Here is an 11,992-nt window from a genome sequence, read left to right on the forward strand (position 1 = left end):
AGAGTTAGTCATGGATTTGGTCCGCCAATTCTTCTAATACTAGTTTTAATTCGTCCAAGGAGATAGGCTGGGAAAGAACGAAGTCAAAATTCTCCTTAGAATATTTCTTTTCGAAATCTTGGGTTTCTTCCGGAAGAATAAATACTGTTTTCCAAATTTCCGATATTCTATCTTTTAAGATAGAATTAGAATCCTGGAATAGGACGATCTTCTTATCCTTTCGAAATTCCTTTAATAAAGGCTGATTTTGTTTTTTAAAAAAGTGAGTGAGTAGTTCCGCATTTTTCTGGTTGGATAATTCCAATTGGATAAAACAGAAATTTTTTAATTTATCCGGATAAGCTCCTGCAAAGTTTTTCCTGGGTTTGAATTGTTTAGGAGTTTGTTCCAGAATAGGAAGATTCAGGTAGAAAGTAGTTCCGATCCCTTGTTGGCTTTTGACACGGATACTTCCCCCGTGAGCTTCTACCAGTTTTTGGACTATAGAAAGTCCAAGGCCTGTACCTTCCGTGTCCCTTGACCTGGAGTTTCTGACCTGATAGAATGCGTCGAAAATTTTTTTCTGTTCCGAATCGGGAATGCCGATCCCTGTATCTGTGATCTCTATGATCCAATCTTTTCCTTCTCTTTTGATGGAAAGATAGATAGAACCCTGTTCTGAAGTGAATTTTACCGCGTTCCCGACTAAATTCAAAAAGATCTGTCGAATTCTCTTTGGATCTCCCCAGATCATTGAGATTAGTTCTTCCGGATCGTCCCAAACTAAATGTATATGTTTTCTTATAAGTTCCGGTTCTAAAAATTCTACTACTTGCTCCAGCTCCTTTCTGAGATCCATTTCAGAAAAATAGAAGGAAGATTTTCCCGCATTCAGTTTGGAAAGTTCCAGAATATCATTAATTAAACCTAATAGATGTAATCCTGATTTATGGATCAGATCTAAATACCTTTTATCATTAGAAGTTTCGTCTTCTATCTTGATCAGTTTGGAAAGGCCTATGATCGCATTCAGAGGTGTACGGAGCTCGTGGCTCATATTTGCAAGAAAATCGCTTTTAGCAGTGCTTGCAGCCTCTGCCTTTTCTTTCTGAACGGAAAGTTCCTTGGTCCTTTTGATTACCGTTTCTTCCAGATTTTCTTTATGGATCTTTAGTTCTTCTAAGATGGACATTCTTTCCAAATAAAACCCGAGAAGATCTACGAATGTTCTAAAAGTAAATTGTTCCTCCGGACTTGATTCACGTTGAAAAAATTCCATCCCCAAAAATCCGAACCAATCTCCGGACATTCGGATCGGAAATAGAAAAAACGTGTCCGACCTTCTTCCTTGGTAGAATGATTTTTCAGAATCTATTAGATCGGAAGCTTTGAACTCGATTATATCATTTCTGAGTAGATACGGTTTCCATCTGGAGAATTTAGTGGAAAGAGAAATTTCGGGATGAGTTTCTGCAAGAGTAGCGCTGGAATAGGGGCTTTTGATCTCTGCCTGTAATGCTAATACATCAGGGTTTGCGGTTCTTTTATACAGATAGATCCTTTCCGCTTCTACCAATACCAAAAAATGTTCGATCGCTCTTTCTATCGTAAAACTTTCGTGGGTAGTATTTAATAAGATCTGAGAAGCTGCAGTAAGCCCCATTTCGGATCTAAGTCTTTTTGCGGTAAGTTCCTCTCGGATGATCTTTTCGCTGATATCTCTTTGGATAGATAATAAATTCGTAATATTTCCATCCTGATCCTTAACCGGAGAGACTTTCCATTCGGAATGGTATTTGGTTCCGTCTTTTTTATAATTGATCGTGGAAGAAGAGTAAGAGTCGCCGCGCAATAGGCAGTTTTTAAGATTTTGTAATATTCTTCTGTCGGTTTCTTTTCCGAATAAAATTTTAGGGGAGCCGCCGATCAACTCTTCGGCACTATATCCGGTCAGGTCACAGAATGCAGGATTTACAAAAACAATAGAAGGTCCGTTCTCATTCAGAACAGCGTCTGTAACAAGAATTGCGTCTGAAGTTTGGGAAACGATAATTTGAAAAAGTCCGGTTTCTGTGTCAAACCGCAGATCTTCTCCGACCATATAGGCCAGAAAATTTAAGCGAAAATAAACTTAATTCAACCATTTTAGCGGAAAATTCCACAAAAATGACTTATTCTGCTGTAAATTACTCAAATCTGTAAGATCCGAGACATAACCGGATGTCGAAGTGACTACATTAAAAGATTCGCAGGTAATTTAAAGCTCATGGAATCCTCCCTCGAACCGGGGAAAAGATCCAAAACCGCTTTAGGGTAGAATTGTATAAGTTTAGAAATGATCTCGTCCACAAGTATTTGAGGAGTAGACGCTCCCGCAGTGATACCCAGGATCTTGATCCCAGAGTCTGCTATATAATCTTTATTTAATTCTTCAAGAGAGCTTACTTTGAAAGAGGAAGGTTTGGATTTTTGGGCCAATTGTAGAAGCCTAAGTGAATTAGAACTATTATCCGCTCCGATCACCATCATCGCATCAATTGCATCCATCATGGAAGAAACCGCTTCTTGCCTTTCCGTAGTTGCGTAACAGATATCATCCTTGGCTGGATGTTCTACGCTTGGGAATAATTCCGCAATCTTTTCCACCACTAGTTTGGTGTCCGCCACGGACAAGGTGGTTTGCATAAGATAGGTAATCGGTTTGTTTATATCCAATCTTCCGGCCAATTTTTGGACATCTTCAGGTGATTCTACAAGGAACATCTGGGCTTCTCCCATGGTTCCGATCGCTTCGTCATGTCCTTGGTGGCCTATATAGATGATTTGATGAGAATCTTTATACCTGCGTGCTTTTCTGTGAACTCTGGTTACCAGAGGGCAGGTTGCATCTCCGATCTTCATTCCTCTACGTTTTGCTTCTTCTACCACTTCAGGAGAAACTCCATGAGCAGAGAATACAACTGTGGAACCGTCGGGAGCTTCGCCCAGTTCGTTAATGAATTTGATGCCTCTTTTTTTCATATCTTCCACGACTCTTCGGTTGTGGACGATCTCCTTGCGGACATAGATCTGTTCCTCTGAATTGGATTGGACCTGTTCCACATAGGAAATTGCGTATTTGACTCCGGCACAGAAACCGCGGGGATTCGCTAGATAAATTTTTTCGAGCATCTGCTTTCAGACTCTGGCGCCTCCCGAAAGAGGCAAGCATTTTCGCGTCCAGAATCCGCGCCAGAGATGCGAAAGCGACATATATACTTATAATAGGAAGGGATCTTTTATCTATTTTTGGGAGAAAAAAGTATCTCTTCCAATTTCAGGATCTTCCCGATTTTCAAGGGGAAGAGGTCAAGGAAGACCTCTAGGAAAATCAAATTCTCTCTTAGGAGAGATTCGGATTCAAGGAGGAACCGAATGATTATTAACCACAATATCAGTGCCATCTTCGCTCACAGAACTTTGAAGTTCAATAGCGAAAGCATGAACAAAGACATCGAAAAGTTGTCTTCCGGTATGAGAATCAACCGTGCAGGTGATGATGCATCCGGTTTGGCCGTGTCTGAAAAAATGAGGACACAGGTTGGAGGTTTGCGCAGGGCGGAACAAAACACTGAAGACGGTATGTCTTTGATCCAAACAGCGGAAGGTTATCTGCAAGAAACCCATGAAGTTGTTCAAAGGATCCGTGTGCTTGCTGTGCAAGCTGCGAACGGTATTTATACCGAAGAAGACCGTCAACAAATACAAGTAGAAGTATCTCAGTTGGTCGACGAGATCGACAGGATTGCTTCTCAGGCCGAGTTCAACAAAATGAAACTCCTTACAGGAGCTTTCGCTCGTTTGAATCCGACCGCAAGTATGTGGTTCCATATGGGTGCTAACATGCACCAAAGAGAAAGAGTGTATATCGAAACGATGAACACTGCGGCTCTGGGATTAAGAAACCCGACCGTTCTGACTTTCATCTCTCTTTCTACGGCGGGAAAAGCGAACTCCGTAATCGGTCTTGCTGACGATGCTCTTAGATTAATTTCTAAACAAAGAGCTGACTTGGGAGCTTATTACAACCGTCTGGAACATGCTGCTAAGGGACTCATGAACGCTTATGAGAACATCCAAGCGGCTGAATCTAGAATTCGTGATACTGATATGGCTGAGCAAATGACCAGCTTTACCAGATATCAAATTCTGACTCAGGCTGCCACTGCGATGCTCGCTCAGGCGAACATGAAACCGCAAACCGTGCTCCAGCTATTGAAGTAATTCAATAGCTAACCTGCCGGTTTGACTTTAGTAGTATTCCGGCAGGGGAGCTGGCTTTAAGCTAATGTTGGTTCTTTCGACGGGACCACGGATTTATATTTATTATAAATCGCCGTACGACTCTGAAGCCTAACTTCTCGTAAGCGAAAGTTAGGCTTTTTTTTATCCGAATTGAAAGCGCAAGTTTCATACCGTTCTTAAAATTTTATTCAATTTGTAATCTAATTCGAACCTTAGAGATAAGTTTTAGAATGCGAAAGACACTGCTCTTGCATTTCTGGAAGGGGAGAAGAATAACTCTTCTCTAAGGAAACTTCTGCATCGATGCGAAACAACCATTTACCGATCACTCTTTTAGTTTATCTTTTATTATTATTTTTCGGATTAGGAAGTTTCTCTTTAATCGATTGGGACGAGAATATTTACGGAGCGGCTTCCAAGTCCATGCTGGAAACCGGAGAATATTTCAGGATCCAAGTAAACGGACAACCGTTCAGCGAAAAACCTCCATTCTTCTTTTGGTTAGCGAATCTTTTTTATAAAGTTTTCGGACTTTCTGAATTTTCTACCAGGCTTCCTTCCGTTTTCAGCGGGATCTTTTCCTTTTTGATCTTGGTTCGATTCGGAACTAATTTACATTCTAAAAAATTCGGATACGTTTGGGCATTTTTATATTCCGCCTCTCTTTTGCCTCTCCTTCTTTCCAGAACCGCTTATATAGATCATCTATTCAATACTTTCATTTTGGCATCCGTTCTTTCTTTGTATTTATACGAAACAAAGGAGAAGGAGAACTTTTGTTCTCGTATAGTATGGATCTTGTCTGCAGCATTCTTCGGCGGCATCGCCGCTTTGACGAAAGGGCCTTTGGGTTTAGCCATCCCGCTTTTTATATTCGGAGCAAATCGGACCTTGGATAGGAATTTCAAGATTAGGATCTTTGATTTTATTCTATTCGGGATCGCAGCAATCCTAGTATTGAGCTTTTATTATCTTACGAATTTTATATTATACGGAAATGAGTTCTTAGTCCAATTTTTTGATTTCCAGAAAAAACTTTTAACCAAGTCTTTAGAATCCCATACAGGACCTTGGTTCTATCATTTTATCGTAATGTTCATAGGATTCTTTCCTTGGACTGCACTTTTGTTTCCAAGCGCAAAGAACTGGAGAATATTTACTGATCCTAAAATTTCCAGGATTTCTAGATATTTCTTAGTTTGGTTAGGGGTTGTTTTACTCATTTTCTCGATCGTACAAACCAAACTGCCTCATTATTCTTCATCCATCTATTTTCCTTTATCTTTTTTTGCTTCTTATCTGATCTTAGAAAAACCCGAGATCTTAAGATCGAACGTTTTCACATTCTCCTTTTTAGGAATCGGATTGGTTGTCGGTTTGATCTTTCTGCTTCTTCCTCAAATTTCTGAGTATTCCAGCTCATCTATGGGAGTCGGGAAAGAGCTACTACCATCTTTCAATCTATGGGATTCTTCTTCCGGACTAATCCTCCTTTTTGGAATTCTGATCGGAGTTATAGGACTACAATTCTTCAAAAATGGAAAAGAAGAAGGAAAAGATCTTTTTCTGGTTTCAACCTGGATTTCCATGCTGCTCTTTGTAGGAGTTCTATCATCCACGATCACTCCTAAGATCATCTCCTTTCTGCAAGACGGGAATCTTCGTCTTTATGATAAAGCGGAGAAGTCGGGAAATCAGATCGTATATTATAAATATCTTTCCTTCTATCCTATGTTCTATCGAGAAAAGAAAATCCATATGATGGGAAGTTATAAATTTAAAGACGAAACATTCCTTTTGGATTCCAAGGAAAAACTCTCTATCATCTGCAATCGAAATAGTGTTTTGGAATTAATATTAACATATCCTCAAAGAAATTTTCAGGAAGTTTCAGCGGAAAGTGGGATTGTACTTTTGGATTCTAGTCCTAAGTAAGTGTGGAATTAAAGTTCTGTGTGGAAGATGGGCAGGTGGAATAAGGAATCCACGTTCCAAATTTTTAGGTGCAAAATTTAGATATTCCCGCTCGCGATCTTTTTCTCACTATCAGAAGATCGTTGAGGCGAAGCAGTAATCATCGTTTGACTTCTATATGGGATTTCCATTCCAAATCGGATTAATCTCAATTCAAAATTTGTTCTCTGGATTTTAGATACGGTATGTAATACGAGTCCGATCGCAATTTGTATCCAGGAAAATAACATTAGTCCCGTAGCAAGCACTGCCAAAGGAACACGATACACATATCTATATTCTACATAATCCATAATCGGAGCAGTTCCTACAACCAAGGAAAGTATCCCGGAAACCAAGGAAAAAAATCCGAAAAAATGCATCGGTTTATAATCTTTAAAGATCCATAATATATTCTTCACTACCTTATATCCGTCTCGGATAGTATTCAGTTTAGAAAAACTCCCGGCAGGCCTGTCCTTATACGGAACGGAGATCTCTTCTAATCGGAACCTTTTGTCTAAGGCATGTAAGGTCATTTCTATTTCTATCTCGAAACCGGAAGATAGGATCGGATAATTTTTTACGAATTTGCGTGATAATACTCTATAACCGCTCATGGGGTCTTTCAGTTTTGTTCCGAATAAAAAATTGATCAATGTGAGAACGAGTTTGTTCCCGGTAGAATGGAACCTTCTTTTATTCTCTCTTCCATAATCACCCTCGCTCAGACGATCTCCCACGAGCATGTCCAAATCTTTTCCTTTCAAAGTTTGGATCATAGAATGGATTTTAGAAGCAGGATAGGTCAGATCCGCATCACACATGATATAAATTTCCGCATCAACCTTTGTGAATGCAGTCCGAACCGCATTTGCCTTTCCCTGTCTTGGTTCGAATAAAACTTCTCCTAAGATCGAATGTTCCGTTAAGACGTTTTTGGAAATTTCGGAGGTTCTATCCTTAGAATTATTATCTACGATCACAAAATATGCATTCGGGATCTCTTTGTAAAATTCCAAAATGGTTTTTTCGATAGTAAGTTCTTCATTATATGCAGGAAGGACCAATACAAGAGGGAAGGGTTTCATTCTAAAATAGAGTTCGCCCAAGGGTCTGTGAAGAATCATCCAGAATTCACATCTTCTCTGTTACAGATCCATGAATCCGAAACGTTCTATATTTGAAATCGTATACAAGTTGTAACATTGCAAATATAGAATTCTAGTTTTCCCTTGGATGCAGGTTTTTGTACTAGCAATAGAATGAAAAGAAGTAGGATTTTCTTCTTAGTTTTTATCTTTCTCGGACTACTTTTACTCGGAAATCTGTTCACTTGGGCGATTTTCAGAGCGGATACTCTTAGGTCCTCAGTGGATTGGGAAAAATATTCCAATCCATATAAAAGAAATACCAAACTTAAACTCCAAAAAGCCGGAATTCATTTACATACAAACCGCACCTGGTTCACTCCCGGCAGGAATTCTCCAGAAGAGATCGAGACTGTTTATGCGGCAAACGGTTATAAAATTTTAGGGTTCACCGATTATGAAAGGGTAACCAGTCCTGATTCACCGAAACTTGCTCAGATCAAAGGATTCGAATGGGGAACCAATCTTAGAAAAAGACATTTTAGCGTGTTAGGTCTGGAAGAGGCAAGTTATGATCTATTTCCTCTTTATGCAGATCCGGAAAATTTACAATGGCTAATCAATAAACTCGAATCCAAAAAAGGATTCGTGGTAATCAACCATCCACTTTTGAATGAATCATTTCCTATAAAACTTTTATCTCAACTAAAAGATTACGATGCGTTGGAAGTTATGAGCCCATTCGGGGATATTCCTAAATTTTGGGATAAGCTGCTAAGCGAGAAACATCCTTCCTTTTGTATGGCGTCGGACGATCTACATTATCTTCCGAGAGATGAATACTTAAGAGTTAGAACCTCCGGAATTCCGAATTGGAGAGATCTAAGCTCCGAAATTTACAAACAAGAAGGAGAATCTTTGATGAGATATCTTCTTGTAAACACCGATAGTCTGGATGAAAAAGAAGTTCTTCGTTCCTTGAAAGAAGGAAATTATCTTTGCGTTCGTAAAATGGAAAGAAGTTTAGCCGAACCTAAACTTGGACCCTTGGGACTAAATTCGGAAAATGAGATACATTTCGATTTCGAAGACACTCCGATCAGCGTGGACTTCATCGGACAAAATTCGGAGATTCTTTCTCATACTTCTTATCAGAATAAGGGATCTTATAGACTTAAACCGACGGATCTGTATGTGAGAGTGCAGGTGATCTATCCGACAGCGATCATTCTAAGTAATCCATTTTTCCAAAAACCATAACACACCGGTCCTTCTTTCTTTTTTTCTTGACTTTTCCGTAATTTATATAGTCAGATAGAAAAAGGTCATGCGCTTAGCGTTTAAAAAGGCAATCGGTTCCGTACTAGCGATCGGATTTCTTCTCCAAATCGCCTGCGTATCCGTTTATAACTTAACCGGAAATTGTCCGGTTAGCATGTCCTATCTCGAAAAACAAAAGGAAACTTCTAAAGTTCCACCCTGCCATAGATCCGAAAAATCGGAACAAAAGAGCGGATCCTCCTCCAATGAATGTTGTCCTAAAGAGAATAGTGTCGCTTCTTTGGATCTTTCTAAACTTCTGGATTGGGAAAAATTAGGATTACATAAAATTCTGATCTTTTTGTTTATTTCCGAACTGAATTCTCCGCAGATCGTATTAGAGAACGTTATCCTAGACGGTTCTTATAAACCGATCCAGTCCTCACATTCTCTTAGCTTAAGCACTCTCCAAGTTTTCCTGATTTAATCCATATTTTCTCTCTTTAATCTTTAGGAGGAAATATGAACACAAGACTTATTGTCTTAATTTCAATTTATACATTATTTTCATCCGCGATACACGCGGAAAAAAAGAGCTTGGAAGAGATACTGGATGTATTGGTAAAAGAACATCCTGAATCCAAATCTTTGGCTGGACTTTCCCAGGCTCACAAATCTCATTCCGATGCAACAGGTATATTACCTGATCCTAAAATAGGAGTGGCATTCAGAAATTATCCTACTCGAGGAGGTTATTCCACTTCCGATCGAGCATTGGATACACCTACGATGACTGGGATAGAATTATCCGTCTCCCAAGAGTTTCCTTTTCCGGGAAAATTGAGCACTGAAAAAAAGATCTCCAAACTTATGCAGACTGAATCAAACTTCGCTTATATAGCCGGAGTGAATCGGATCTTAGGGGATTTTTTCAGCCGATTAAACAAATACAAATCCGGCGAAAAGAAGAAGACTATCAATGAGAGAATTTTAACCCTTCTTGGCGCTCAAAAGTCTATTAGTGAAAACTCATATTCCTATGGGGAGAACACTTTATCAGGAGTTTTAAAGGCTACAGTAGCCAAAACGGAAGCAATGGAAAAAGAAACGGAGTATTCGACTCAGTTGAAAGACTTAAAGTCTCAGCTCGAATACTACCAGATTTCGGATAAGATTACCTTCGCAGATCTATATTCTATAGATTTGGATTCTTTTTTAGAAATCAAAAATGAAGAATTGGAGGCATTGATCTCCGCTCAAACTTCGTTGATCGAAAATTCTCCGGAGTATAAGATACAAGCGGAAGAAGAAAAACGTTTAAAGGAACAGGCAAAACTTACTAAGTATTCTCTGGCCCCCCAAACGGAAGTTTTTTTCTCTTATATGAAACGTAGATCCCAGACTTTCGCTTTGGACCAAGGACCCTTAAATTACGGGATTATGGACACCACAGAATATAGAGGAGATCTTTTCAGTTTCGGAATGAATATGAGGGTGCCTGTCTGGTCCGCTCTAAAATGGAATTCTATAACCGGGGAAACGGAACATCTGGCAGAAGTAGGAAAGGATTCCGTAGAAAAAACAAGAGTACAAATGCTTTCCGAACTAAATAGAAATCTGTCCTATATCAAAGGTGTTTCCAACCAGATCCGTTTGGTGGAAAAAAGACTGATCCCCGAATTGGAAAAATCCGCAAGAGCCGGTTCCTTCCAATATGCTTCCGGAAAAGTAAATGTGCAGGATACACTTCTTGCCCAAACGGAGATCCTAAATACAAAAATTCGTTTAGAAGATCTGAAAGAACGTAAGAACGAATCCATTTTAAATACTTTGAAGTTACTGAGTTTTATCTATAAAGACAATAAAACTCCGGAACATGAGAAACACAATTGAGGACAAACCGATGAAAAAATTACATTATCTATTTTTAATTTTAATCCTAACTACTGGAAACTTATTCTCTCACGAAGGAAAGGAAACTTTCGTTTTGAGAGAAGTTGCTAAGATCCATTCTTCTATCTATTCGGAAATTCCCGGAAACATAGACGTTCAAAAATTAGTTCAATATCTAAGGGAAAACGCAGATCACAAAAAGGACACTGAAAAATTCAGAAGGGCAGTTCCGATCGCGGAGGAGTTAGGTAAAACTTCGGACCTTTCTAAAAAGAGGGATCTATTCGAACGTTTATCCAAAGAATTAGAATCGATTGTCGGCCATCATGATAAATCAGGAGTTTCCGTTTTCTATTGCCCGATGCTTAAGAAAAAATGGCTCGCTTCCGGAAAAGAGATCCGAAACCCATACGACCCAAAAATGAAAAACTGCGGAGAGATCATACATGAAGCCAAATGATCTTTCCACTCTGATAGGATGGATCGGAAAACTTTTGGCCGTTCTGATAGTTCTGGCCTTAGTAGCAGACTGTTCTTCTAAAAAGGATATCTACTATTGTCCGATGCATCCTCATTATACCTCGGACCGTCCTGGGAATTGTCCTATCTGTAATATGGATTTGGTCAAAAAAGAAGATCCTTCCGACCATAAGGATCATACAAATATAAGTAATTCTTTGCAAGCAGCAGGATCCGGATCTAAAGAAGAAGATCATTCTTCTCACTTGTCCGAAACTTCTTCCGACAAAAACTCCAGAGAGATTATCATTTCCTTCGAAAAACAACAATCCATTGGGATCAAAACCGAGCTGGTAAGCAGAAGGAACCTTGTTAAAAAAATCAGCGCATATTCCAGCGTTGCTTATGATCCTGAATTGTATTCCGCATTGAGTGAATACAAGGAAGCGGCTCGTTCTTCAGAATTTCTTTCTCCAGAAATTTTACGAAATCTACAGCTCAGGCTCAGACAATTGGGTTTAAGTCAGGACCAAATTAGAGTTTGGACCTCAGGTGCAAGAGATCCTTCCGAGTTGATCTTAGGAGGAAAATCCGGAAGGGCACATATCTATTCTCAGATCTATGAATCCGATTTTACTACGGCTAAAGTTGGACTTCCTATTAAATTCAAAACGGATGTCTATCCTGATAAGGAATTTATAGGAAAGATCAAAAGTATAGATGTGATCTTGGATAAGAACAACAGGACACTCAGACTTAGAAGCGAGGTTTCTGATCCGGGACAACTTTTAAAACCTCAGATGTTCGGAGACACTGTGATACAGGTTTCTCTTCCGAATATACTATCTGTTCCAACTTCTGCGATCTTAGATACAGGAAAACAAAAGATCGCTTATGTGCAAACCGCTCCGGACAGATTCCAAGCGGTTTCCGTTCAGACAGGTAAAAATATAGAACCCTGGGTCGAAATTTTATCCGGTTTGAAAGAAGAACAAAGAGTAGTAACTGAGTCTACTTTTCTGATCGATTCTGAAGCGAAGATCAGATTCGGCTCAGACTCTCATGCTCATTAA

10 protein-coding genes are annotated in these 11,992 nt (G+C 39.4%); 7 read left to right on the top strand and 3 right to left on the bottom strand.

Features of this window, described 5'->3' with window-relative positions; translation table 11 throughout:
• Positions 1 to 4 precede the first annotated feature (4 nt).
• Positions 5 to 2,080, bottom strand: a complete 2,076-nt coding sequence (locus EHR06_RS13120; RefSeq protein WP_135757412.1) for a PAS domain-containing sensor histidine kinase — start codon at positions 2,078 to 2,080, stop codon at positions 5 to 7.
• Between the two features lie 131 nt (positions 2,081 to 2,211).
• A complete protein-coding gene (ispH, locus tag EHR06_RS13125; RefSeq protein ID WP_135757413.1) occupies positions 2,212 to 3,150 on the bottom strand; it encodes a 4-hydroxy-3-methylbut-2-enyl diphosphate reductase in 939 nt (312 codons plus the stop codon).
• Positions 3,151 to 3,393: 243 nt separating this feature from the next.
• Here ispH and EHR06_RS13130 point away from each other — a divergent pair, with 243 nt between their 5' ends.
• Positions 3,394 to 4,242: a flagellin N-terminal helical domain-containing protein gene (locus EHR06_RS13130; RefSeq protein ID WP_010515586.1), complete on the top strand. Its 849-nt coding sequence runs from the start codon at positions 3,394 to 3,396 to the stop codon at positions 4,240 to 4,242.
• Between the two features lie 324 nt (positions 4,243 to 4,566).
• Positions 4,567 to 6,198: an ArnT family glycosyltransferase gene (locus EHR06_RS13135; RefSeq protein WP_135757414.1), complete on the top strand. Its 1,632-nt coding sequence runs from the start codon at positions 4,567 to 4,569 to the stop codon at positions 6,196 to 6,198.
• A 77-nt stretch (positions 6,199 to 6,275) separates the two neighbouring features.
• Here the strand turns inward: EHR06_RS13135 and EHR06_RS13140 are convergent, their stop codons facing one another.
• The gene (locus EHR06_RS13140) at positions 6,276 to 7,307 is read right to left on the bottom strand and encodes a glycosyltransferase family 2 protein (RefSeq protein WP_208757787.1); all 1,032 of its coding nucleotides are present in this window, start codon (positions 7,305 to 7,307) and stop codon (positions 6,276 to 6,278) included.
• A 174-nt stretch (positions 7,308 to 7,481) separates the two neighbouring features.
• Between EHR06_RS13140 and EHR06_RS13145 the strand changes: the two genes are divergently transcribed.
• The 5 genes from EHR06_RS13145 (at position 7,482) to EHR06_RS13165 (ending at position 11,992) form a co-directional block, all read left to right on the top strand.
• Positions 7,482 to 8,567, top strand: coding sequence for a CehA/McbA family metallohydrolase domain-containing protein (locus EHR06_RS13145; protein ID WP_135757416.1), 1,086 nt, complete (start codon positions 7,482 to 7,484; stop codon positions 8,565 to 8,567).
• A gap of 67 nt (positions 8,568 to 8,634) precedes the next feature.
• Positions 8,635 to 9,054: a hypothetical protein gene (locus tag EHR06_RS13150; RefSeq protein WP_135757417.1), complete on the top strand. Its 420-nt coding sequence runs from the start codon at positions 8,635 to 8,637 to the stop codon at positions 9,052 to 9,054.
• A 35-nt stretch (positions 9,055 to 9,089) separates the two neighbouring features.
• Positions 9,090 to 10,460, top strand: coding sequence for a TolC family protein (locus EHR06_RS13155; protein ID WP_135757418.1), 1,371 nt, complete (start codon positions 9,090 to 9,092; stop codon positions 10,458 to 10,460).
• Positions 10,444 to 10,920 carry an LIC13259/LIC11441 family protein gene (locus EHR06_RS13160; RefSeq protein ID WP_244288589.1) on the top strand — a complete coding sequence of 159 codons (477 nt, stop codon included), beginning with the start codon at positions 10,444 to 10,446 and terminating at the stop codon, positions 10,918 to 10,920. Before EHR06_RS13155 ends, EHR06_RS13160 begins: the two co-directional genes overlap by 17 nt.
• The gene (locus EHR06_RS13165) at positions 10,907 to 11,992 is read left to right on the top strand and encodes a heavy metal-binding domain-containing protein (RefSeq protein ID WP_135757419.1); all 1,086 of its coding nucleotides are present in this window, start codon (positions 10,907 to 10,909) and stop codon (positions 11,990 to 11,992) included. Before EHR06_RS13160 ends, EHR06_RS13165 begins: the two co-directional genes overlap by 14 nt.

The sequence above is a fragment of the Leptospira dzoumogneensis genome, from assembly GCF_004770895.1.
Taxonomy (GTDB): domain Bacteria; phylum Spirochaetota; class Leptospiria; order Leptospirales; family Leptospiraceae; genus Leptospira_B; species Leptospira_B dzoumogneensis.

Bases quoted from the DNA above. Each gene is read 5' to 3' on its own strand.
- EHR06_RS13160 (WP_244288589.1), top strand. From the start codon at position 10,444: ATGAGAAACACAATTGAGGACAAACCGATGAAAAAATTACATTATCTA.
- EHR06_RS13165 (WP_135757419.1), top strand. From the start codon at position 10,907: ATGAAGCCAAATGATCTTTCCACTCTGATAGGATGGATCGGAAAACTT.
- EHR06_RS13130 (WP_010515586.1), top strand. From the start codon at position 3,394: ATGATTATTAACCACAATATCAGTGCCATCTTCGCTCACAGAACTTTG.
- EHR06_RS13155 (WP_135757418.1), top strand. From the start codon at position 9,090: ATGAACACAAGACTTATTGTCTTAATTTCAATTTATACATTATTTTCA.
- EHR06_RS13150 (WP_135757417.1), top strand. From the start codon at position 8,635: ATGCGCTTAGCGTTTAAAAAGGCAATCGGTTCCGTACTAGCGATCGGA.
- EHR06_RS13135 (WP_135757414.1), top strand. From the start codon at position 4,567: ATGCGAAACAACCATTTACCGATCACTCTTTTAGTTTATCTTTTATTA.
- ispH (WP_135757413.1), bottom strand. From the start codon at position 3,150: ATGCTCGAAAAAATTTATCTAGCGAATCCCCGCGGTTTCTGTGCCGGA.
- EHR06_RS13120 (WP_135757412.1), bottom strand. From the start codon at position 2,080: ATGGTCGGAGAAGATCTGCGGTTTGACACAGAAACCGGACTTTTTCAA.
- EHR06_RS13145 (WP_135757416.1), top strand. From the start codon at position 7,482: ATGAAAAGAAGTAGGATTTTCTTCTTAGTTTTTATCTTTCTCGGACTA.
- EHR06_RS13140 (WP_208757787.1), bottom strand. From the start codon at position 7,307: ATGAAACCCTTCCCTCTTGTATTGGTCCTTCCTGCATATAATGAAGAA.